Source organism: Martinezella tropici (assembly GCF_003287875.1).
Classification (GTDB): domain Bacteria; phylum Pseudomonadota; class Alphaproteobacteria; order Rhizobiales; family Rhizobiaceae; genus Rhizobium; species Rhizobium tropici_C.
This window is the reverse complement of the sequence record NZ_QMKK01000046.1, coordinates 16292-38787: the sequence shown is the minus strand read 5'-3', so window position 1 is coordinate 38787 and position 22496 is coordinate 16292. Positions and strand designations below refer to the sequence as shown.

The 22496-nt window shown below is 60.9% G+C and carries 25 protein-coding genes and 1 tRNA gene; 12 read left to right on the top strand and 14 right to left on the bottom strand.

Going from position 1 to position 22496, the window contains the following annotated elements; all coding sequences use genetic code 11:
- Positions 1–64 precede the first annotated feature (64 nt).
- Positions 65–664 carry a transglutaminase-like cysteine peptidase gene (locus DQ393_RS20300; RefSeq protein ID WP_112343535.1) on the top strand — a complete coding sequence of 200 codons (600 nt, stop codon included), beginning with the start codon at positions 65–67 and terminating at the stop codon, positions 662–664.
- A gap of 121 nt (positions 665–785) precedes the next feature.
- On the opposite strand, the gene DQ393_RS20295 is transcribed toward DQ393_RS20300, so the two are convergent.
- Together DQ393_RS20295 and mbfA are read right to left on the bottom strand one after the other, a co-directional pair.
- Positions 786–971, bottom strand: coding sequence for a hypothetical protein (locus tag DQ393_RS20295; RefSeq protein WP_112343534.1), 186 nt, complete (start codon positions 969–971; stop codon positions 786–788).
- A gap of 191 nt (positions 972–1162) precedes the next feature.
- Entirely contained in the window at positions 1163–2146 is a 984-nt protein-coding gene (gene mbfA / locus DQ393_RS20290) for an iron exporter MbfA (protein WP_112343533.1), read from the bottom strand.
- 256 nt (positions 2147–2402) lie between these two features.
- Here mbfA and DQ393_RS20285 point away from each other — a divergent pair, with 256 nt between their 5' ends.
- A complete protein-coding gene (locus DQ393_RS20285) occupies positions 2403–2870 on the top strand; it encodes a group III truncated hemoglobin (protein WP_112343532.1) in 468 nt (155 codons plus the stop codon).
- Between the two features lie 201 nt (positions 2871–3071).
- Positions 3072–3830 (top strand): CDP-diacylglycerol diphosphatase, encoded by a 759-nt coding sequence (locus DQ393_RS20280; RefSeq protein ID WP_112343531.1) that lies wholly within the window; start codon positions 3072–3074, stop codon positions 3828–3830.
- A 96-nt stretch (positions 3831–3926) separates the two neighbouring features.
- Here DQ393_RS20280 and DQ393_RS20275 read toward each other — a convergent pair whose 3' ends face one another.
- On the bottom strand, positions 3927–4841 hold the full coding sequence (locus DQ393_RS20275; RefSeq protein WP_112343530.1) for an EamA family transporter: 915 nt from the start codon (positions 4839–4841) through the stop codon (positions 3927–3929).
- A 98-nt stretch (positions 4842–4939) separates the two neighbouring features.
- Positions 4940–5965 carry a histone deacetylase family protein gene (locus DQ393_RS20270; RefSeq protein ID WP_112343529.1) on the bottom strand — a complete coding sequence of 342 codons (1026 nt, stop codon included), beginning with the start codon at positions 5963–5965 and terminating at the stop codon, positions 4940–4942.
- Positions 5966–6102: 137 nt separating this feature from the next.
- Between DQ393_RS20270 and DQ393_RS20265 the strand changes: the two genes are divergently transcribed.
- Positions 6103–6708, top strand: coding sequence for an HAD-IA family hydrolase (locus tag DQ393_RS20265; RefSeq protein WP_112343528.1), 606 nt, complete (start codon positions 6103–6105; stop codon positions 6706–6708).
- A 9-nt stretch (positions 6709–6717) separates the two neighbouring features.
- Here the strand turns inward: DQ393_RS20265 and DQ393_RS20260 are convergent, their stop codons facing one another.
- Together DQ393_RS20260 and DQ393_RS20255 are read right to left on the bottom strand one after the other, a co-directional pair.
- Complete coding sequence (locus tag DQ393_RS20260; RefSeq protein ID WP_112343527.1) at positions 6718–7239, bottom strand: GNAT family N-acetyltransferase; 522 nt, start codon at positions 7237–7239, stop codon at positions 6718–6720.
- Between the two features lie 17 nt (positions 7240–7256).
- Positions 7257–7829: a helix-turn-helix domain-containing protein gene (locus tag DQ393_RS20255; protein WP_112343526.1), complete on the bottom strand. Its 573-nt coding sequence runs from the start codon at positions 7827–7829 to the stop codon at positions 7257–7259.
- A 171-nt stretch (positions 7830–8000) separates the two neighbouring features.
- Here DQ393_RS20255 and lepA point away from each other — a divergent pair, with 171 nt between their 5' ends.
- Entirely contained in the window at positions 8001–9833 is a 1833-nt protein-coding gene (gene lepA / locus DQ393_RS20250) for a translation elongation factor 4 (RefSeq protein WP_112343525.1), read from the top strand.
- 9 nt (positions 9834–9842) lie between these two features.
- Here lepA and DQ393_RS20245 read toward each other — a convergent pair whose 3' ends face one another.
- Both DQ393_RS20245 and DQ393_RS20240 read right to left on the bottom strand, forming a co-directional pair.
- On the bottom strand, positions 9843–10298 hold the full coding sequence (locus tag DQ393_RS20245) for a GFA family protein (protein WP_112343524.1): 456 nt from the start codon (positions 10296–10298) through the stop codon (positions 9843–9845).
- Positions 10299–10383: 85 nt separating this feature from the next.
- Positions 10384–11118, bottom strand: coding sequence for a type 1 glutamine amidotransferase (locus tag DQ393_RS20240; RefSeq protein ID WP_112343523.1), 735 nt, complete (start codon positions 11116–11118; stop codon positions 10384–10386).
- Positions 11119–11344: 226 nt separating this feature from the next.
- On the opposite strand from DQ393_RS20240, the gene DQ393_RS20235 reads away from it, so the two are divergent.
- A complete protein-coding gene (locus tag DQ393_RS20235; protein WP_034514177.1) occupies positions 11345–11638 on the top strand; it encodes a SelT/SelW/SelH family protein in 294 nt (97 codons plus the stop codon).
- Positions 11639–11659: 21 nt separating this feature from the next.
- Here DQ393_RS20235 and DQ393_RS20230 read toward each other — a convergent pair whose 3' ends face one another.
- Positions 11660–12088: a BA14K family protein gene (locus tag DQ393_RS20230; protein ID WP_112343522.1), complete on the bottom strand. Its 429-nt coding sequence runs from the start codon at positions 12086–12088 to the stop codon at positions 11660–11662.
- 181 nt (positions 12089–12269) lie between these two features.
- On the opposite strand from DQ393_RS20230, the gene DQ393_RS20225 reads away from it, so the two are divergent.
- Positions 12270–13700, top strand: coding sequence for a phosphomannomutase (locus tag DQ393_RS20225; RefSeq protein ID WP_112343521.1), 1431 nt, complete (start codon positions 12270–12272; stop codon positions 13698–13700).
- 92 nt (positions 13701–13792) lie between these two features.
- Positions 13793–13877, top strand: a tRNA-Leu gene (locus DQ393_RS20220).
- A 371-nt stretch (positions 13878–14248) separates the two neighbouring features.
- On the opposite strand, the gene DQ393_RS20215 is transcribed toward DQ393_RS20220, so the two are convergent.
- Positions 14249–15076: a phosphatase PAP2 family protein gene (locus DQ393_RS20215; protein WP_210209433.1), complete on the bottom strand. Its 828-nt coding sequence runs from the start codon at positions 15074–15076 to the stop codon at positions 14249–14251.
- A 380-nt stretch (positions 15077–15456) separates the two neighbouring features.
- Here DQ393_RS20215 and DQ393_RS34125 point away from each other — a divergent pair, with 380 nt between their 5' ends.
- Positions 15457–15585, top strand: a complete 129-nt coding sequence (locus tag DQ393_RS34125; protein ID WP_281024030.1) for a hypothetical protein — start codon at positions 15457–15459, stop codon at positions 15583–15585.
- Positions 15586–15635: 50 nt separating this feature from the next.
- Here the strand turns inward: DQ393_RS34125 and DQ393_RS20210 are convergent, their stop codons facing one another.
- Complete coding sequence (locus tag DQ393_RS20210) at positions 15636–15902, bottom strand: DUF982 domain-containing protein (protein WP_112343519.1); 267 nt, start codon at positions 15900–15902, stop codon at positions 15636–15638.
- Positions 15903–16282: 380 nt separating this feature from the next.
- Between DQ393_RS20210 and DQ393_RS20205 the strand changes: the two genes are divergently transcribed.
- Positions 16283–16465, top strand: a complete 183-nt coding sequence (locus DQ393_RS20205) for a hypothetical protein (protein WP_112343518.1) — start codon at positions 16283–16285, stop codon at positions 16463–16465.
- A 124-nt stretch (positions 16466–16589) separates the two neighbouring features.
- Here DQ393_RS20205 and DQ393_RS20200 read toward each other — a convergent pair whose 3' ends face one another.
- The 3 genes from DQ393_RS20200 to DQ393_RS20190 form a co-directional block, all read right to left on the bottom strand.
- Positions 16590–18512 (bottom strand): beta-N-acetylhexosaminidase, encoded by a 1923-nt coding sequence (locus DQ393_RS20200; protein ID WP_112343517.1) that lies wholly within the window; start codon positions 18510–18512, stop codon positions 16590–16592.
- Between the two features lie 23 nt (positions 18513–18535).
- Positions 18536–19312 (bottom strand): SDR family oxidoreductase, encoded by a 777-nt coding sequence (locus DQ393_RS20195; protein WP_112343516.1) that lies wholly within the window; start codon positions 19310–19312, stop codon positions 18536–18538.
- Between the two features lie 72 nt (positions 19313–19384).
- Positions 19385–20248, bottom strand: a complete 864-nt coding sequence (locus DQ393_RS20190) for a MurR/RpiR family transcriptional regulator (RefSeq protein WP_112343515.1) — start codon at positions 20246–20248, stop codon at positions 19385–19387.
- 274 nt (positions 20249–20522) lie between these two features.
- Between DQ393_RS20190 and DQ393_RS20185 the strand changes: the two genes are divergently transcribed.
- Together DQ393_RS20185 and DQ393_RS20180 are read left to right on the top strand one after the other, a co-directional pair.
- On the top strand, positions 20523–21008 hold the full coding sequence (locus tag DQ393_RS20185; RefSeq protein ID WP_112343824.1) for a hypothetical protein: 486 nt from the start codon (positions 20523–20525) through the stop codon (positions 21006–21008).
- A gap of 11 nt (positions 21009–21019) precedes the next feature.
- Positions 21020–22495, top strand: a complete 1476-nt coding sequence (locus tag DQ393_RS20180; protein ID WP_112343514.1) for a M81 family metallopeptidase — start codon at positions 21020–21022, stop codon at positions 22493–22495.
- Position 22496: the final 1 nt, after the last annotated feature.

Sequence of the window (22496 nt, the reverse complement as noted above, 5' to 3'; positions counted from 1 at the left end):
TTCCCACGCCCCCCTACATTAACAATTTGTTAACAAATGCAGGGACGATACAAGGATAGTGGGCGTGCGTATTAAGGGCGTATTGATTGCCTTCGCTGCTATAGTTGCGATGTCGTCGTCGGCTGTGCCGGCGCCTCAACAGAGTGCGTCGATGACGGTTGGCAACGTGACCTCCCAGCCGATCGGGCACTACGATTTCTGCCAGAGACATGCCGACGAATGTGGCCCGACCCGCAATGCCGGTCCCCTCGACATGAATGCCGCCTCATGGGCGCTGGTCAGCCAGATCAATCTGCGCGTCAACAAGACCATCCAACCGGCAACGGATATGGAAGTCTATGGCCAGGAAGAATATTGGGAATATCCGAAGACCGCCGGCGACTGCGAGGATTTTGCCCTGCTGAAGCGCAAGCTCCTGATACAGAGCGGCATTTCCGCCTCTGACCTGCTGATGACGGTCGTGCGCAAGCCGGATGGCGAGGGCCATGCGGTGCTGACGCTGCGTACCAAGCAGGGCGACTACATCCTCGACAACCTCGAGGACCAGATCAAGATCTGGAACAAGACCCCCTATTCCTACCTGAAGCGTCAAGCGAGCTTCAATGCCGGGCGTTGGGTTACCATCGAGAACGACAACGACGTTCTGGTCGGCGCCGTCAAGTAAGCGCAAAAGCAATTTGCATCATGCAGCAAGGCCGGCCCATCGGACCGGCCTTTCGCTTTTCATCACTGGTAAAAACGCTCCCTACTCTACGGTAAGGGCGAATGAACTGTCACCACGAACGTCAGCTGTTTTTATGGCTCTGCTGGCCTGCCTTGACGTGTTGCTCGTGAGTGCCGCCGCGGGAGCCGCCAGAGTGCTGCTCGCGCGAGCCGGTGGACGAAGCATTCCTCGTGTTGCTCTCCATGTTCTTGTGGCTCTGCTGGCCAGCCTTCACATGCTGTTCGTGGGTTCCACCTTGGTTTGCCATTGGATTATCTCCTTTGGTTTGCTGTCGAGGCCAAGAGCGGCCTCGTGTTGCTAACCGATGGCGGCGGCAGGCGTTCCGAATTTTAACATTTCGTGAAGATCGCCTATCTCCACTCTGCCCAGGGAGACGAAAGATCACCCATATCTCACCCGCCGACCCTCGCTTGGGCACATAAGCTTGCCGAACGCGTCTCACCCATTTCCGATCAGAATGCCGGCGCCGAGCACGAGCGAACCGCCAAGGACGACCTGGAAGGCCGCGCGCAGGAAGGGAGTCTCCATATATCTGTTCTGGATGAAGGCGATGGCCCACAGCTCGAAGAAGACGACGACGGCGGCGGTGATCGTCGCGGTCCAGAAGTGCGGGATGAGATAGGGAAGCGCATGGCCGAGACCGCCGATAGCGGTCATGATGCCGCAGGCAAGGCCACGCTTGATCGGCGAACCGCGACCGGAGATCTTGCCGTCATCATGCGCCGCCTCGGTGAAACCCATGGAGATGCCAGCGCCGACAGACGCCGACAGGCCGACAAGAAAGGTCTGCCATGTCTGCTGCGTGGCAAAGGCGGCGGCGAAGATCGGCGCGAGCGTCGAGACGGAACCATCCATGAGGCCGGCAAGGCCAGGCTGCACATAGGTCAGCACGAACTGGCGACGCGCCTGGGCATCCTCCTCCTGCTTGACCGTCTCCGGCGTGTGCTTGTCGCCGAGCATACGGGCAACATCCTCATGTCCCTGCTCGGCCAGCGCCAGATCGCCGAGGAGCTGGCGTGTCGAGGCATCGGACACCTGCTTGGCGGCCTCGACATAGAAATGATAGGCCTGCTGCTCCATCGCTTCCGCCTCGTCGCGCATGGCATCGAGCGAGAGGTTCTTGCGCAGCCAGTCCGGCTTGCGCTCGTAAAATCCTCGAACATGCTCGCGCCGGATGAGCGGAATACGCTCGCCGAAACGCTGGCGATGCATGTCGATCAGTGTCTTGCGATGGGTATCCTCGACCTCGGCCATATCCTCGAAAACCTTGGCCGACTCGGGAAAATTGGGGCGCAGAATATCGGCATAGGCGAGATAGATGCGCGAATCGTCCTCTTCGGCGGCGATGGCGATGGCGAGGATCTCCTGCTCGGACAGGGAGGTAAAGGAACGTTTCGACGGGCGGAATAAGCCTAAAAGCATCGGGTAACCTCTTAAATTTAGAATTATTCTAATTCTAAATTGTGGCATTGCGCCGGTCAAGCGCGCATGCGCCGTAAGGAGTGTAAATCGTGTCGGAGAATTCGTCGGCTGCGGCGAAGGTCTACGGTCAAAAGCGAGATGATTTTGACAGAATGCCGCAACGCTTGCATGACGGCTTGGCTATAACAGCGAATTGCATACATAGGGAACGAACGCTGGCCGCCGCGATATCCCGCCGGCGCACCCGGAGACGATTATGGAACAGGAACTACAGGGCCGCGCCGCCCATCTTGCGGGCATCCGTGAAAAGGCCGAGGCGGAAATGGCTCGCATGGGCATCGATGCCGCATTCATCGACAGGCTCGTCGATACATTCTACGGCCGCGTGCAGGCGCATTCACAGCTCGGACCGGTCTTCGACGGACGGCTTGCCGGGCGCTGGCCCGATCATATGGACAGGATGAAGCGTTTCTGGTCGTCGATCGCCTTCAAGAACGGCGCCTATGGTGGCAAGCCGGTACAGGCGCATCTCGGCGTCGAAGGCATGGCGGCCGAGCTTTTTCCGGAATGGCTGGCGCTGTTCTCGCAGACGCTTGCCGATATCGCACCATCGGCGGAAGCAAGGGACTGGTTCATGGCGACGGCCGAACGCATCGCCAAGAGCCTGACGCTCTCGCTCTTCTACAATCCGGCACTGGACGATCCCGCAAGGAAGACGGTTTAAAGTACGTCGCGGGCAGATGAACGGTGACATCGTTGTGGCAAGTTTGCGCCGTAGACGGTCCATGCGCGGTGTTTCATGTTCAACATTTTCTGTTTTGCCAGATAGGACTTCTGGAAATATCAGTGTGCCAATGGGATAAAGCGTCATGAGAGGCAGGTTTTCGGGAATGATCGGCTCCCCAGAAGGAAATCGAAATCACACATGAAGCACCGGCTTGTCGCTCTCTCTATCTCTCTCGGTATCGCCGTCGTCATCATGAGCTCATTCGCCAGCCGCTCCGCTCTGGGGCTGGTGATTAGAGCCTGCGAGGTCAATTCTGCCCTGACCGGATCGCCGTATCCGTGCCTCAAGATAGTTAAAGCCAAGGACCCGTTGTCTTCCTATGTCGTTCTTCGCGAGCCGGCAGACAAAGAGCGGACCATTCTCGCGCCGTTGGCCGATGTGCCCGGCATCGAAGATCCCCGCCTTCTGGCAGCGGACGCACCGAACTATTTCGATGCCGCCTGGAGAGAGCGAGCCGACGGATTGGGTCAGCGCGCCTGGAAGGACTCCTCACGGAATTTCGCGCTGGCGATAAATGCTGCCAATTGGCGCACTCAGGATCGGCTTCATATCCACATGGGATGCGAGACGCCCCGCTTTCGCACATTGCTGAAGACCCATGCGACAGAGATTGGAAGCAGTCGGTTTACAAATTTGAGGACGAAGGCCGGCTGGTGGGCCACATTCCATGCAGCCGATGACCTCTCCGATTTAAACCCGTTGAAGCTTGTCGCAGACGGTGTGGATGGTGCTCGCTCGAATATGGAAAACGTCGTGGTTGGCGTCTTCGGCTCGACATCGCCCGACGGCCAGCACGGCTTCTATATCCTGGCGAGAATAATGGGAGCAAACAAGGTCCGCGGGTCCGCGGAGGATATGATCGATCCCAGGTGTGCACTGGAAGATGCGGCCCGGTAGGGGTGATGAGCTTCCAGATTTGAGTTCGTGGGGAGGGGTGCTAGCCTCCGCAAACGCGAAGTCTACCAATCGACCGACAAACCAACCCGCCGCAAATCACCCTTTCGCGGCAAAAACCGTTGCGCCGATGCTGGCAGATACCACGAGCGCCGTGCCGAACATCTGCGATGGCGTCATCGGCTGCGCCAGGATGACAAAGCCGGCAACGGCACCGATGGCGGGCTCGAGGCTCATGAGGATACCGAAGGATGAGGTCGGCATGCGTCGCAGCGCCACCATTTCCAGCACATAGGGCAGCAGCGGAACGAGCAGCGCCAGCCCGGCTATTTCGAGGAGACCGAAACCTGTCAAATGCGAAGCGGCGGAGGCATAGCCGAAGGGGGTCGAAACAACGGCTGCAACCAGCAGCGACATGGAAAGGCCTTCGAGGCCTTGAAAGGCATTGCCGACCTTCTTCGTCAAAAGGATATAGCAGGCCCAGCCCGCACCTGCGCCAATGGCAAAGAGGATGCCGGGGAGATTGCCAACCCATGCCTGGCCATCATAGGCCAGGAGCAGAACGCCGATGGCGGCTAAGATCGGCCAGAGAAGCTGACGGCTGAGCCCGAAGCCGAGGGTTGCGACCAGCAGCGGCCCCAGAAACTCGATGGCGACGGCAAGCCCCAGTGGAATGCGTGCAATCGCCGAAAAGAAGGAAGCCGTCATAAACGCCGATACGGAGCCAAGCGCCAGCACGCCGAGCCATTGCGAGCGGCTGTAGCTCATGATCTTGGGCCGAACGATCAGCGCCAGCGCGATAGAGGCGAAGACGAGCCGCAGCCATGTGGCCCCCACCGGCCCATAGGCGTTGATGATCGGAGCCGACAAGGCCGAGCCGAACTGGATTGACGACATCGACATCACACACATCAGCACGCCGGCGACAAGGCCGCCGGTCGATGGCGCAGCATCCGAATCCGGCATCAGCGCCGCGCCGCCATCGGATCCGCTGTCGACAAGCTTCTGTTTCATAACCACCCCCAACTGGGCGGCGTTTTTAGAGGCGTGGCCATGCAGTGGCAAATTCAAACTTTTCATGCTGCGATCAGGTGCCTTGATACAAGACCTGCTCAGGCTTCAAGGCCTTTCAGCACATTGGCGACATTCAGACCGATTTCCGGTACGCCGTAACCGCCCTCCATGCAGACAAGAACAGGCAGGCCGGCGGCAGCGATGCGCTCGCCCATGCGAATGAAATCCTGCGAAGTCAGCTTGAAGAAGGAGATCGGATCGCGCTCGAAGGTGTCAACGCCGAGCGAGAGCACGATCGCCTCCGCACCGAAGGCCTTGATGCGGAAAAGCGCGTCGTCGAGCGCCGCCGACCAGGCCTCCCAGGGCGTGCCGCGCGGCATGGGATAGTTGCGGTTGGTGCCCAAGCCATCGCCCTCGCCTTCCTCATCGGCATGGCCGAGGAAATAGGGAAAGGCGTGGATGGGATCACCATGCAGCGAGGCGGTGAAGACATCGCTCCGCCGGTAGAACATGTCCTGCGTGCCGTTGCCGTGATGGAAATCGACATCGAGCACCGCCACCTTGGCTGCACCATGATCGCGCAGCCGCTGAGCGGCAACGCCGGCATTGTTGATGAAGCAATAGCCGCCGAAGAGATCGAAGCCGGCGTGATGGCCGGGCGGGCGGCAGAGCGAGAAGGCGAAGCGATTGCTTGCATTCAGCCAATCGGCGCCGGTCAGGGCGCAGCGCATCGAGGCAAGCGCCGCCTCATAGGACCCCTTGGTGATCGAGGTATCGGCGGCATTGGCATAATGGCCGATCATGCCGACAATATTTTCCGGCACGCGCTGGCTGGTGCGCCTGACGGGAAAGGAATTGGCGATCGCCTCGCCCTTATAACCGGCGGCGACCCAGCGTTCCCAGACGACGCCGAGGAAATCGAGATAAGCGGGATCATGGACCTTGCGCGCCGTTTCCAATCCATAGGCATCGGGCGCGACGACATCGGCGAAGCCGGCCTCCTTGACGGCGGCGAGGATCCATTCGGCACGGAAGGGTGCTTCGAAGGGCGTGACGAGCTGGCCGTCATGCAGCTCGGTCTTTGCATCCCTGAGCTTGTGATCCTCCGAATAGATGACCCGCATGTTCACTTCCTCCGTTACCTTGGTGGGGCAAAGGCTTACATGCATCGCGGTAGAGAAAAAAGAGCGGGATGCGGTCTTGAACGCAATCGCAAACGACGACACCTTCCACGCGCGCTTGATGAACTGAGGGCAGCAGCATGAAACTCCTGATGGTCGATGTCGACGGCGTGTTGGTATACGGCCGGCCGAGCGATGGATTGCCGTTGTTCACCTATCTGGAGCGCGATCTAGGCTTGCGGCTGGATGTGCTTCAACAGGCATTCTTCAAAACCTGCTGCGTCGACATCGTCACCGGCCGCGATGCGCTGGAGCCGAAGCTTGCAGAAGTTCTCGGCAGGATCGCTCCCCATCTCAGCGCTCGAACTCTGATCGACTACTGGTTCGAGAATGACTCCCGCCTGGACCACGACCTGCTCGAAGACTTGGCCGCACTGCGGGCCGGGGGAACAAGGATGTTCCTCGCGACCAACCAGGAGCATATGCGCGCCGCCTATCTGATGGGCGAACTCGGGCTCTCCTCCCGCTTCGACGGCATCTTCTATTCCGCCGCCCTCGGCTATCAGAAGCCAGCAGCCGAATTCTTCCGGCTGGCAACCGAACGTGTCGGGATATCCGCAAGCGAGATCGGCTTCATCGATGATGTGGAGGCCAATATCAAAGCCACACGGCACTTCGGCTGGAAGGCGATGCAATGGACAGCGGGATCGACTTTGCAGGATGCCATTACCGCCTTCTCAGCTTGAATAGCCTTCTCAGGCCGCAATGCGCTTATAGAAAATGGTCGTGTCGCAAAGGCCGCCCTCGGGCCACATCGCATAATCAGGCACCACGCCGACGCGCTGCCAGCCGAGACGCGGATAGATCGCCTCGGCATCGCTGCCGGTCGCGGTGTCGAGCACGAGCAGGGTCTTGCCGATGCGGACGGCTTCGCGCTCTGCCGTCTCCATCAAGAGGCGGGCAAGACCCCTGCCCCGCGCGGAGCTGTGCACCAGCAGCTTTTTCAGATCGCCGCGATGCGGTTGGTTCGGCATTTGCGCGGCACCTACCTGCACCGTGCCGACGACCCTGCCCTCGGTCAGGGCGACGAAAAGCAGCGTCGCGCCGCTTTCGACGCTATCGGCAACACCTTGCCAGTAGGGTAAGGCATCGGCCGTTCCGTAGGGCTGCATGAAGCCGACGGATGCACCGCCATTGACGCAATCGGCAAGCACATCGCAGAGATCCGGCAGAACAATGCGAGCTTCAACAGCGGAGAGAAGACGAATATCGGTCATGAAAAAGATCCTTGGGCTTATGAACGGCCGCGGTCGAGGATGACGCTGTAGCGCGCCGGTACCTCGCCAGGATTATGGAAAGCGTGGCCATCGCCGACGCCCATGAAGAGACAATCGCCAGGCATCAGGCGATGGGCGACGTCGCGGTGCGTCACCTCCATCTCGCCCTCGAACAGCCAGACATGCTGGGTCATACCGGCACTTGCCGTATTCGGCGGGAAGATGACGCGCGCTCCGGCGGGGAAGATGACCTCCACGACATCGACCTTCGAACCCGTTCCCGGCGGCGAGACGGCCCGTCTGACGTAGCCGGTCCCCGGATCGCGCCAGATCGCCTGCTGAGCATGGCGGGCAAGCGGCGACACCTCCTCGTCCTCCTCGGCAAAGAAAGCCGAGAGCGAAAGGCCAAGCGCCGCGCAGAGCCGCGACAGCAGCGAGGCCGTCGGGCTCGCCTCCGCCCGCTCGATGCGCGAGATCATGGCGCGGCTGACGGCCGAGGCATTGGCAAGCTCATCCAGCGTCAGGCTGCGGGCGATGCGCAGTTCCTTGATGCGCGCGCCGATCGCCAGTTCCAGATCATCATCCGCCATGACTCATGTCTCACGCTTCGTTATTCTACTATATGAGAAATACACGATCGCATGATGGAATCAAGTATGCTTCGACATTGCTCGACGGCGAACCGAAAAAGGCTAACATAACGTGAAGATAGCCGCCAAAGCCCCGCTTTTCCGCTTTGCGGCGCGGGGCGGCGCTGCTATATGGCGCGCATGAGCACCAATTCCACCACTCCGCTTTCGCATATCCGCAACTTCTCGATCGTGGCCCATATCGACCACGGCAAATCGACGCTGGCCGATCGCCTGATCCAGACGACGGGCGGCCTCGCCGAACGCGAGATGTCGGAGCAGGTGCTTGATAATATGGAGATCGAGCGCGAGCGCGGCATCACCATCAAGGCCCAGACCGTGCGCCTGCACTACAAGGCCAAGAACGGCGAGACCTATATTCTCAACCTGATCGACACGCCCGGACACGTCGACTTCGCCTATGAAGTCTCGCGCTCGCTGTCGGCTTGCGAGGGATCGCTGCTTGTCGTCGACGCATCGCAGGGTGTGGAAGCGCAGACGCTTGCCAACGTCTATCAGGCGATCGACAACAATCACGAGCTCGTTACCGTCCTCAACAAGATCGACCTGCCGGCCGCCGAACCCGACCGCATCAAGGAACAGATCGAGGAAGTGATCGGCATCGACGCCTCCGATGCCGTGCTGATTTCGGCCAAAACCGGCCTCGGCATTCCCGACGTGCTGGAAGCCATCGTGCACAAGCTGCCGGCGCCGAAGAGCGCGGGTGGCGAAAAGGCACCGCTGAAGGCGCTGCTGGTCGACAGCTGGTACGACACCTATCTCGGCGTCATGGTTCTCGTGCGCATCATCGACGGCACCCTGACCAAGGGCCAGACCATCCGCATGATGGGCACGGACGCGAAGTACCAGATCGAGCGCGTCGGCGTTCTCACGCCGAAGATGGTCGCCGTCGACAGCCTCGGGCCCGGCGAAATCGGCTTCATCACCGCTTCGATCAAGGAAGTGGCCGATACCCGCGTCGGCGATACCATTACCGAAGACAAGCGCCCGACCGCCGAGGCCCTTCCGGGCTTCAAGCCGGCGCAGCCCGTCGTCTTCTGCGGCCTCTTCCCGGTCGATGCCGCCGATTTCGAAGACCTGCGCTCGGCCATGGGCAAGCTGCGCCTCAACGACGCCAGCTTCTCCTTCGAGATGGAATCGTCCGCCGCTCTCGGCTTCGGCTTCCGCTGCGGCTTCCTCGGCCTGCTGCATCTCGAAATCATCCAGGAGCGCCTGGAGCGCGAATTCAATCTCGACCTGATCGCGACGGCGCCTTCCGTCGTCTATCAGCTCACCATGACCGACGGCACCGAGATCGAGCTGCACAACCCGGCCGACATGCCCGACGTCGTCAAGATTTCCGAATTCCGTGAGCCGTGGATCAAGGCGACGATCCTGACGCCGGACGATTATCTCGGCTCGATCCTGAAGCTTTGCCAGGACCGCCGCGGCATCCAGACCGAGCTGACCTACGTCGGCAATCGCGCCATGATCACCTACGACCTGCCGCTCAACGAAGTCGTCTTCGACTTCTACGACCGCCTGAAGTCGATCTCCAAGGGCTACGCCTCCTTCGACTACAGCCTGACGGACTATCGCGAGAGCGATCTCGTCAAGATGTCGATCCTCGTCAATGCCGAGCCGGTGGATGCGCTTTCCATGCTCGTGCACCGCTCCGCCGCCGAAAAGCGCGGCCGCGTCATGTGCGAGAAGCTGAAGGATCTGATCCCGCAGCACATGTTCCAGATTCCGATCCAGGCCGCCATTGGCGGACGCATCATCGCCCGCGAAACGGTGAAGGCGCTGCGCAAGGACGTGACCGCCAAGTGCTACGGCGGCGACGCCACCCGCAAGCGCAAGCTGCTCGACAAGCAGAAGGAAGGCAAGAAGCGCATGCGGCAGTTCGGCAAGGTCGAAATCCCGCAGGAAGCGTTCATTGCCGCCCTGAAGATGGGGGATGAGTGAGGACCAGCCTCACCCCTGCCCCATATACTCCTTCGTCAGCCCCTCATACTCCTCCATCGCCGGCAGCGCGGCATAGCTGTGCTTGGCAGGCGTCGTCACCCATGGCAGCTTTTCGCTCGTCCAGGTCTCCATGAAGGGCGTGAACCAGCTGGTGTCGTCGAGCATGGTGGCGCGGACATTGACGAACCAGTCGACGCCTTCGAGCTTCGTGAACATCCAGCTCATGCAATGCGGGCAGAAATAGTGATGGATGACATCGCCGTGCAGGCCGCCGATGACAGGCTCGCCCTCAGTCACATCGAAACCCTGCGTGGGGATGGCGGCGCTTAGCGAATAGGGACCGCCGGTCATGCGCTGGCAGCCTGTGCAATGGCAGGCCATGGTGAGCATCGGCTTGGCGCTGATCTTCAACCGCACCTGCCCGCAACGGCAGCCGCCCTCGCTCGGTAGTTCCAGCGTGCTCATGATGTCATTTCCTCCCATTTCAAAACTGCCGGTGTATGGCATGTCGCCATCGGATTGATTGGACGTGTCCGATCATCAGCGACCCTCAAGCCTCCGCGGCCTGCGGAAGCTCTGCCTGCACCCTGATCGTCCGCACCCAAGCGCGAGCGATAGCAAGACCCGCCGTCTCAGCGGCAGCGGCGTACTTGGCGACAAGCTCGGGATAGCTCTCAAGCCAGCCGGGCTCCTTGCGCTCGATGGTTTCCCTGAATTCGCCGCGCCAGCGCTCGACCACGGCAGCGTTGGCTTCGAAGTGGAACTGCGTGCCATAGGTGGCGCGGCCGATGCGGAAGGCCTGGTTTCGCGTCACGCCATTGGCCGCGAGGCGCGTGGCTCCATCAGGCAAGGTAAAGGTGTCGGAATGCCACTCGAAAATGGTGAATTCGTCGCCGACATTGGCCAGCAGCGGGTCTTTCCTGCCCTCATCAGTCAGGCCGATCGTCTTCCAGCCGAACTCATGGGCGGTGCCGAGCAGATTTTCGGCCTCGTAGGCACGCGCCAGGATCTGGCTGCCGAGGCAGATGCCGAGCACGGCCTTGTCCTCCCCCTCGAAACGGCGCATGAGCCTCGCCAGCTCCGGCAGATAGGGATGGGTGTCGTCGTCGCGCGCGCTCTGTTCGCCGCCGAGCACGACGAGCGCATCGTGGGATGCCGTCTCCCCGGGTAGCGCTTCGCCGCTCCAGGGGCGAAACCATTCGACGTCGGCCCCGGCCTCTTCGAGCGCAATGCCGAGAGCGCCGAGCGGGGTGTTCTTCATATTTTCGATGATGGCGACGCGCATACCGATGATTCCCAAGCAATGTTACCACCGGAGATGAGCATGAGGCTGCGGGAGAGGCAAGTGGCTGGAGCGTTTCAGCGCTCGACGGAGATGCCGAACCGCTCTGGCCGTCTTTCCCCGTGCAATTCCGGACGGAAAACCGCCTGGCACTCTTCCTGAAATTGCTTTGGCTTGCAGCGGACTAAAGTTGAGCCTAGATCTCAGCAAACAGCGAAGGATCATGACTATGAGCGACAAGCCCAGGATCACCATTCTCTACTGCACCCAATGCAACTGGCTTCTGCGCTCCGGCTGGATGGCACAGGAGCTCTTGCAGACCTTCACCGACAGCCTCGGCGAAGTAGCGCTGATCCCCGGCACCGGCGGGGTCTTCGAAATCCGCATCGACGGCGAGCTGTTGTGGGAGCGCAAGCGGGATGGCGGCTTCCCGGGACCGAAGGAGCTGAAGCAGCGGGTGCGCGATGTCATCGATCCCGAGCGCGATCTCGGCCATACCGATCGCGCATCGCTGGAAAGCTGAGCCGATTTCGCCGCCGAGCTGTCAGTCGAAGGGCGCGCGGCACGGCTGGAAGCCGCGATTGATCGTGGAATAGAGGTTGGTGCCGGGATTGTACGTCCGGTAGCGTTCGGCGCACCATGTCTGATGCCGCGTGCGCTGCTGGGCCGGCGAAGGATAGACCGTCCTCGGCGGCGTATAGGTTTCACGCGGCGGAATCTGAACTCGCGGAGCGTCGTAGCGGTTGACCCCGCCGGTATAGGGCGGCGTAATCGGCAGCGGCTGGCCGGGGCGCGTGTAAAACTGCCGCTCCCCGAAGCCGAAGCAGCCCCGGGAATCGCAGATGACGGAATTCGTGCTGCGCGGCGGAATGACGATCTTCGGGGAATTCGAAGCGGCAGCCGCAAAATCCGCCTGCGCCAGCACGGCGAGTGCAAGAACATATCCGAGCGCGATCCTGCCGCAAACAGTCATGATAAACTCCTATCCGCTCCGCGGCGAAACCGCATGCTTTTCGCGGCAGCCGTTAACCTATCTGGGGTCGCAGGCAAGGTAAAACCAGTGCTACCGCCTCTCGCGGCCAACTGCTCGCAATCAGTTGATCGCCGACGCCGCTTGCTCCATAACAGCCCGATCATTGCTAGGGAGATTGCCTGTGAGCAGCTTGAAATTCGGCACCAGCGGCCTTCGCGGCCTATCCGCAGACCTCATCGGACGGGCATCCGCTCTCTATGCCACCGCCTTTGCCCGCTATCTGCTGAAGAGCGGCCATGCCAAATCGGGCGATCTCGTCCTCGTCGGCCGTGATTTCCGCGAATCGAGCCCGGCAATCTCCGCCACCTGCATCGGCGCGCTGAAGAGGGCGGGCCTGACGCCCATCGACTGCGGCACCTTGCCAACGCCGGCATTGGCGCTTTACGGGCTTCAGCTGAAGGGGGCCTCGCTGATGATCACTGGTTCGCATATCCCGGCCGACCGCAACGGCATCAAATTCTACCGGCCGGACGGCGAGATCGACAAGCGCGACGAAGTGGCGATCAGCGAGGAGGCGCTTGCGATCGGCGATTCCGTTCTCGACGAAACGCCAGCCACGGCGGAAAATCGCACGGCGGAGACCGCCGTACTGTTCCTGGAGCGCAATAAGAGCCTGCTGCCGTCAGGCAGCCTCGCCGGACTTACCGTCGGCGTCTATCAGCACAGCACGGTGGCGCGCGATCTTTTCGGTGAGGTGCTTTCGCATTATGGCGCCCGCGTCGTGCCGCTCGGCCGCTCGGAGAGCTTCATTCCGGTGGATACCGAAGCGGTCTCGCCCGAAACGATCCGCCTCATGAAAGGCTGGGCACCGGAACAAGGGCTGGATGCCATCGTCTCAGCCGATGGTGACGGCGACCGGCCGCTGGTGGCGGATGAGACCGGCGAGCCGCTGCGCGGCGATCTGCTCGGCCTCATCGCCGCAAACTTCCTCGGCGCGCAGGTGGTGGTCACCCCGGTTACGTCCAATTCTGGCATCGAATCGGCCGGCTCCTACTCCGTTATCCGCACCCGCGTCGGCTCGCCCTATGTGATCGCCGGCATGGACGAGGCCGTTGCGGCCGGCAAGGCCAATGTCATGGGCTTCGAGGCCAATGGCGGCACGCTGACGGCCAGCCGCTTCAGCGTCGAAGGCAAACCCTTCGAACCGCTGCCGACTCGCGACAGCTTCCTGCCGATCCTCGCGACGCTTTATGCCGCCGCAAAGGCGCGCGAGCCGCTTTCGGCGGTTGCCGGCAGCTACCGCCTGCCCTTTGCCGCCGCCGACCGCCTGGAGAATTTTCCGGTCGAGACCAGCGCGGCGCTGATGGCCTATCTGCGTGCTTCCGACGCCAATCTCGCGGATTTCCTGAAACCGATCGCGACCGTCGCGTCCAAGAGCGACATCGACGGACTCAGGGTCACGCTTGTGGATAACCGAATCATCCATTTCCGCCCTTCCGGCAATGCGCCGGAAATGCGCTGCTATGTGGAAGCTTCGACCGAAAGCGAGGCAAAGGCCCTGCTGGAACAGGGACTTGGCCTCATCAGCGCATGGGCTGCAGCCCGGGTTTGACCCGGGCTTCAGCCGCTTTTTTCGCGATTGACACTAAAACTTCAAAAACCCTGTTGACACCGGACGGCCACCCCCTTACATGCGTGTCCGTCGCCCAGATGGCGGAATTGGTAGACGCGCAGGTTTCAGGTACCTGTGCCGCGAGGCGTGGAGGTTCGAGTCCTCTTCTGGGCACCATTCCATTTTTCAATCGGTTTTATCCGATGCGGATTTTTTTGAATCCGTATGATGAACTCATTGAGATCTCCCGCAAAATCGGAAATCTGTATGAGGTTGTGTCAATCTGTTTCTTCGGGACGGATTGCAATCACTGCCAACCCACAGCTCCGAATACCGTCTGAATTCACCGTCAAATTCCCGGCCGTGCCTCGGATCCCGTCGCTTTAGCGAGGATGCGTGAAAAGAGCTGCAGGCTTGCCAATTCAATCGGCCTCTATCTGCCGGTGAAGCCCTCGGACGCGGAGAATTGGCGCCATGACGACGAGCGCCACGAGAAACAGAAAACCTGTACCTTCCGCGAGTGGCTGAAAATCAGCTCACCATGTCGCTCAACCGTCAGCGTCAGATCTCGACACTTTGCCTATGCCGTACCAAATCATGCTAACCACTATGACCGACAAAACGCCATCCGAGACGTAATGCCAGCCGGTGTAGACCGACATGAAAGCGATTACGGCAAAGAAACTCCATGCAATGATGCCCAGCCAGCGGTTCAGGCTCGTCAGGAAGAAGGCATTCAGTGCGGCAACCGCCACATGAATGCTTGGCATGGCGCTGATGCCGCTACCGAGATAAGGCTGCCCGCTCTGATATGCCAGGAACAAGTAGTTTGAGGTCCGCCAGGTATCCATGGCATCGCCTTGACCCTGCAAGATCTTGGCGAGATCAGCGAAACGATCGCCGCCATAGATCCGGTCATAGAAGATCGGGCCGACTGACGACAGGGCCGTCGCGAGGACTGTCCCGCAAATGATCAGTGTCAGAGCGTGGGCGAGCAGGTATCTGGCACCGCGCGTCCGATCCGGCCAAAGGCCGATGAAGACGAACATGGCGAACCACATCACCTTCCAAGTGACTTCATATTGGAACGCCAGAACAGGAAGCATCTGCCTGTTGACCATCATGTGGCTGGGGAGCCAGGCATCAGTGCCAAAGATCACTCGATCGATATTGGCAAGCAGGGGATCGGCATAGAAAGGCCTGATTTCAGGGATCGCGATCTTGAAGGTGGTGAAAGCCGTAAGGAACAGCAGGAAACCCAGGACGACAGCCGTCATCTGCGGCCCGCGGTTTCGAAGAATGCGCACCGCGCCCCGCAACGGGGCCGTCTTGTCCGCCAAGACGCCACCGGCAATGAGGCCAGCGAACAGAATCATCGGGATACCGGTAAGGAATGTCTGCGCGTAGATGCCCAACAAAGTGAAATAGCGGGAGGGCCAGGCAATCGCCGCGAGCCCGACATACAAAGAGCAGAAGCTAAAGAGAATGATCCAGCATCGGCTTGCACCGTTTTGTGCCATCAACGCAATAGAAATAGATTGACCAGACATCAAATCAAACTTTCTGATTCAAACAGCAAATCATTATCATAGGTTGTATTACCAATTTGTTGTTATCGTCACTTCCGGCTTTGGCTTGCGGGTGGCTCCCTCGTGTATCGCATGCGCGTCCACGGCCAGCCTTTCAGCCTAATCTTTAAATCATTGACTGCCGGAGAAGAGGTCGACCTAATGGGGGAAACCTTGAGGGATTTTCGATGGACCATAAGAGCGACTGGTACGATCTGATCGTCGGCAATGGTAACGTCAATGAAGGGCTCGGGAGGATGATGGGTTTCATCCTCGCCGTTATCGTGATCCTCAGCCTGATCTTCTGGATGATCTAAGCGCTTCAGATTCAGGCGCCACGTCCTTCATCAGGGTGCTTCATATTACGCTAGTGAAGGCTTTCGGTGTCCGGTCTGACATCAAGCCCTGCCTCTTCTGCCGCTTCCAGGAAAGCCCTCCGGGATTGCTCGGCCGAGGCCTTGCCGAGCACCGCATCGAGACATACCAGAACGGCCTCGTCCACGGCAGGTCCGCCGCTTACCGGCCACTCGTCGCTCATGCAGTTGGCCGCATCGAGCGCGTTGGTTATGATCGCATAGCGACCGGCACCGCCGAGGTCGACTATGACGGGGTTGTTCCAATCACCATATTCCATCGTCACGCCTCCTCAACCGTTGAGCGCTATCAATACTGCGATCAGAAACGATCCGGTGCCGACGCATGCGGCGATCGTCGTATAATAATCCATGAAATCAACTCCTCTCCTGACGCCATGAGGCGATAACGGGAGCGGTGGCGAGATGTTCCTGAGCTGTGGGCGCGCCGTTGAGATTCTCCTGCAGCAGCATCGGCTCAGGCCCGATGCAGGACGCGACTCGCCTGCCGGGTACTTCTTTCCCATGCCTCAAGCGCCGATCGCTCCATCCGCGCTTCGCGCTCAGCGCAAACCTCCATCCCGCTACAGCGCTAGCTCGCGCGTTCCCGACTGGCTAGCTTCTGAAGCAGGGAGGTAAGACGAATAAGGGGAACAACAAAATGAACCACGTCTGCAATCTGCTCTGGCTTGCCTTCAGCGTCGCTCTTCTCTTTGCCGCGTTAAACCGGCGGCTGGTCGGGGATTATGTCGCCATGTGGTATCTGCTCATCATCACCGCCATGACAGTGATGGCGTGGGCGGGTTTCTTCCCGACCGATATGGCGACCCTGCGCGCGGGGTAAAACGCTCCTGCGCGATGACCGCGCAATCCTGTCGACCGTTGCCTTGATAGCAGCCAGCCCACGAAAAAGCCGCCGAAAATCCATCTCGGCGGCCTGAAGCGTGAGCGAAGGTCGGGGCGCCCTTCTAAAGCTTCGGGCTCAGCGGGACGATGGCGGCAAAGCGCAGCCAATCCTTCTGCGCCTTCGGCGTCCAGGCCGCCTCGGCAATGGCCGGCAGGCGCGGGAAAACCAGACGGTTGAAATAGTCGCGGGAGATGAAATTCTCCTGCCAGATGCAGGCTTGCACGCCCTTCATCAAATGCTTCAGCTCATCGGGGAACTCACCCTCTGCCTCATAGGCATAAGTATGGGCGGGCGGCACCGTGCCTGCCCAGCTCGCACCCGGCTCCTGCCAGGCATCGGCCTGCACCATGTCGAGATAATAGGCCTGACCCGGCGTCATGACGACTTCATAGCCCTCGCGTGCGAGTTCGATGCCGACCTCGGGCTTTTCCCAGGCCATCAGCAGGGAGCCTTCCGGATCGACACCGCCGCCATGGGCGACCTCGTTCCAGCCGGCGAGCTTGCGGCCGCGTTCGCCGAGCATGGCCTTGATGCGCTTCAGGAAATAGGACTGCAGCCCAAACGTTCCCGAAATGCCTTCCTGCTCCATCAGCCCGCGTGCGAGCGGCGAGGCGAGCCAGGACCCGTTGGCGACCTCATCGCCGCCGATATGGATATATTCGGACGGGAAGAGCTCGACCATTTCGTCGAAGACCTTGCCGAGGAACTCATAGGTGAGCTCGATCGCCGGATTAAGCGCATTGTTTGGGAAGCCCTGAACGGAGTGATAGCTGTCGGGTGCCTCCTGCCCGTCCGTCAGGTCAGGCAGGGCAATGAGGGTGGCGGTGCTATGGCCGGGTATATCGATTTCGGGGATCACCTCGATGCCGAGCACTGTGGCGTGGGCGACGATCTCGCGAACGTCATCCTGCGAATAGAAGCCGCCGACCGGCTCGGCGGCATTGCCGAGCTGCGGCAACAGCGGCTCGTCCGGCCCGCGCAGCACACCCGTGGTGGTCAGCTGCGGATAGGCGCGGATCTCGAGCCGCCAGGCCTCGTCGTCGGTCAGGTGCCAATGGAAGATATTGAGCTTCAGCCAGGCAAGAATGTCGAGCAGGCGCAGGACGTCCGCCTTGGGGGTAAATTGCCTGGAGACATCGAGATGGCAGCCGCGCCAGCCGTAACGCGGCCGGTCGGCGATCACGCCGGAAACCGGGAAGCGGAACTTGCCGGGCTCGCGCCGCGCGCCATCGAGAAGCTGCGCCAGCGTCGTCAGGCCATAGAGACGGCCCGCAGCGGCGGAGAAGGCAAGCACGACCTCATCGCCGGAGAAGGAAAGCTCATAGGCTTCGCGGGCGAGCGCCGGCCGCTCCACGAAACGCAGCGCCCGGCCCCCAGGCGCGGCAATGAGGCTGAAGGGGATGTGATTGGAAGGAAAGAGACGGCGGAACAGCGCCTGCGCGGTGGCGAGCGCCTTCACACTCGCAGCATCTGAGCCTTCCGCTGGATAGAGTGCCACAGGGAAATCTTGATCCGGCTTGACATCGATCTTTGCCGGCCAGGGCTGGATGGCGAAGGGAAGTTCCAGCCGGCCTTCCGGCAGCAGCACCGGCGGCGGCTCGCTGGCGCGATCGGCCAGCAGGAGATCCGATGTCAAGACCGTGACATGGGTGCCGTCCGCCAGCGTCACATAGGCGGATTTCGCGCCGTCGGTGCAATGCCGCGCGACCCTATGAAGTGCCGAGACGGTGAATGTCCAGCTCTCTCCGGGCGCGATGGACAGGCCAGCCGGCGGCGCGAACTCATGAAAATTGGCGTTGCGGCGCACGAAGACGGCATTGTCGCAGGCTTGCGGATCGACGAGGCGCGTCAGCGTCGTATAGGCAAGGCGAAAATTCGAAAGAGGCGCATCCGAAAAATTGAAAAGCGTCAGGGTCAGCCGACCGTGCTTTCCGCCCTCGGGAGACCAGGTGTTTTCGAAATGATAGGAGGAGGACGGCTGCATTATGTTCCCCTTGGCAGAGAGCTTCAGTAGTGTTCGGACTGTGAGAAGGTGTGGGCAAGTTCCGCCTGCCCTGCCGTCAGGCCGCAATCGACAGGCAGGCAGACGCCCGTGATCGCCGCGGCGAGCGGGCTTGCGAGGAAGGAGACGGCATTGGCGACATCGACGGGATCGACGACTCGCTGCAGCGCATACCAGCGCCTCGCCTCCTCGAAGACATTCGGATTGGCGGCGGCGCGCACTTCCCAAGCCTGGGTGCGCACGGTGCCGGGCGCCACCGCATTCGAACGGATGCCGAACTTGCCGTATTCCACCGCGACCAGCCGGGTGAAATGCAAAAGCCCGGCCTTGGCGGCGCTATAGGCCGGATGGCCGAAGACGGCTATGCCGTTGACGGAGGCTATATTGATGACCGACCCTTTCGACGCCTTCAGCATGTCCTCGACCGCTCGGAAGCAGAGGAACGCCGCCTCGAGATTGAGGGCATTGTCGGCGCGCCATATGGCGGGCGTCGTATCGTGAAGGCTGACGGCGCGGGCGGCACCGGCGTTGTTGACCAGCGTCCTCAATCCGCCCAATCCCGATGCCGCCTCGGCCATGGCGGCAACATCGCCGTCGCTGGTGATATCCGCCTTGAGCGGCACGAAACGTTCCGCGGGGCCGAGGGCCAGCGCCGCCGTCTGCACTGCCGCCTCGTCTATATCGACGAGCAGGATGACATCATGGTCATCCGCCAGGCGTTTTGCGATGGCACGACCGATATCGCCGGCCGCCCCAGTGACGATGGCAACGGATCTGCTCATATGGTTCCTCTAATGCGTTCCCGAGCGGACGTTGCCGCTCCTTATTGTTGTTTGTCGGTAGCTCCAGACGGGCTAGTCCCCGAGAAGCTGGCGATCGTCGCCGTCGCGATGGGTCACGAGCTGTTGCTTGATACGGCGCAATATCACCGTCGCCTGCGGCTGGATGCGATGGGCGACCAGGCTGGCGAGAATATCGACGACCGCGAGATAGGCGATGCGCGTCGATGTCGGCCGATAGATGTTGTCGCCTTCCGGCAGGTCGACCGGCAGCGTGATATCGGCGGCATGCGCCACCGGGCTGCCACTCTGCGTCAGCGCGATCGTCGGCACCTTGGCTTCGCGCGCCAGCGTGAAGGCGCGCACCAGCTCGGCATTACGGCCGGAGAAGGACGAACCGATCAGCACATCCGCCGGCTTGGCGGCGGCGGCCATCATCAGCTGCATGCTGTGGTCGGAACTTGAAGTAATCCGCAGGCCGAAGCGGAACAGTCTGTTCTGCAGCTCGCTGGCGATCATCGAGGAATTACCGCCTGAGCCGAAGGCGTAAATCATCTCGGCACCGGCAAGCCGGTTCGCCGCCTGCTCGATAGCGGCGACATCCAGGCCGCGATGTAGCAGGAAAAGCGCATTCTGCGCCTTGGTGATAATGTCCTGGGCAACGTCGGCCGGCGCTATGCTCTTCGGCTCGGGCTTCAGATAGCGCATGCCGACATAGGCCGTGCGCGCGAGCTGCACCTTGAAATCGGAAAAGCTTTCGCAGCCGAGGCGACGACAGAAGCGCGTCACCGTGGGCGGCGAGACATCCGCCTTACCCGCAAGCTCGATGATGGACGCATTAACGGCGAATTCGAAATCGTTGAGAACGATGTCGGCAATGCGGATTTCCGATTGTGAAAGCCGGCCCCTCTCGTCCTGCATGGTCGTGAAGATATCCATCAGCCCCCCTTTGTCGCAGTTTTCCAAACGTTTGACACGTAGTAAGCGACGCAATCCATCTCAATCTCACCGTTCCCGCCTTTGCCTGTGGACAGGCTTACGGGCGGGCGCGCATTGCCATTCGTCCCCATCCGGCAGAAACCCTGACGTGTGATGGCCGCCATCCAGTTCCTGCAAATTATTTTCTTGGTGCGTTGACAAGTGACCATAGAAAGCGGAATTTGACCAGCGAAAATCGAAAATCATGAAAAGAATTTAAATGACGGCGGTTACAATGCGTGATCCTTTCAAGAATCCTTTCCCGGCCAGCGACGTCGCTCGGCACTCGATCTGGGAAATGCTCGTTTCGCGCGATATCGACGCTTTTCTCGCCGCCGATTGGTCGATGGTATCAGCCGATTTCGTCGAAGAGGGCTTCATCGGCATCGACGGCCGCCGCGAAATCAGCCCCGACAAGTGGCGCCTCGCTTTCCCGACACTATCCGCCTATCGCGACGAGTGGCTGCGCCAGGCGCGCGATTTTGCCACCCAGTCCTTCGCCGAGGATCCGCGTACGGCCATTTTCACCACGACGACGCTCGAAGACATCGAGATCGAGGGCGACATGGCTCTCGTGCGCAAGAAATTCGACGGCAGCCTGAAGAAGTCGGATGGCGGCATCGACGTGTTGAAATGGCAGACGCTTTACTATTGCCGCCTGCATGAGGGCCGCTGGAAGATCTGCGGCTTTACCGGTTACCTGCCGAACCCGATGGAATAGAGGCGACGGCGTTGCGCATTTTTACAGCGACCCTTGCGACCGAGACGAATACCTTCTCCCCCATCTGCATCGACCGGCGCGCTTTCGGGGCCTCTCTCTATGCTCCCCCCGGGACGCATCCGGAAACGCCGACGCTGTGTTCGGCGCCGATCACCGTGGGACGGCGCATTGCCGTGCAAAAGGGCTGGGACGTGATCGAGGGCACCGCCGCCTGGGCCGATCCGGCCGGGCTGGTGAACCGCCGGACCTATGAGGAGCTGCGGGACGAGATTCTCGACCAGCTGCGGGCGGCCATGCCTGTCGATGCCGTCATTCTCGGGCTGCACGGCGCCATGGTCGCGGATGGTTACGAGGACACGGAGGGCGATTTCCTGTCGCGCGTCCGCGAGATCGTGGGCTCTGATATCCTGGTCTGTGCCGAACTCGACCCGCATAGCCATCTGACCGAAAAGCGCCTCGCGGCCGTGGATTTCCTCGTCTATTTCAAGGAATTCCCGCATACGGATTTCGTCGATCGCGCCGAAGATCTCTGGCGCATTGCCATCGATACGCTGGAAGGCCGCGTCAAGCCGGTCATGTCGGTGTTCGATTGCCGCATGATCGACGTCTTCCCGACATCGCGCGAGCCGATGCGCTCCTTCGTCGACAAGATCATGGCGATGGAAAAGAGCGATGCCGACATCCTGTCGATCTCGGTCATTCACGGCTTCATGGCCGGCGACGTGCCCGATATGGGCACGAAGCTGCTCGTCGTCACTGATGGTAAGCCGGATAAGGGCTCGACAATCGCCCGCGACCTCGGGCTGGAGCTCTTCTCCAGGCGCGGCACCTTCATCATGCCGCAGATCGACGAGAAGCAGGCCGTGAGCCAGGCGATGGCTGCAACCGCGGGTCCGGTCGTGATTGCCGATCTCTGGGACAATCCCGGCGGCGGCACGGCGGGAGACGCCACGGTGGTGCTGCAGGAACTGCTCGATCGCGGCGCCACCGACACGGCGATCGGCACGATCTGGGATCCGATGGCCGTGCAGATCTGCATGGCTGCCGGCGAAGGCGCGGAAATCCCGCTGCGCTTCGGCGCGAAATCGGCGCCGGGCACGGGCAATCCAATCGACGGCCGCGTCAAGATCGTCCGCCTTGTCACCAATGCAGAGATGCGCTTCGGCGAAAGCTTCGCCCCCTTCGGCGATGCCGCGCATATTCAGCTCGATGGTATCGACATCATCCTGAATTCGACGCGTGCCCAGAGCTTCGATCCGAGCCTGTTCTCCGTCATGGGCATCGACCCCACGACCAAAAAGATCCTGGTCATCAAGTCGACCAATCACTTCTATGCGTCCTTCTCCAAGATCGCGTCGCAGATCCTTTACTGCTCGGCGGGAACGCCTTATCCCAACAATCCGGCGCGCACGCCCTATCGCCGCGCGCGGAAGGACATCTGGCCGATGGTGCCGGATCCCTTTGCAGACGAACGGAAAGGTGCCTGAC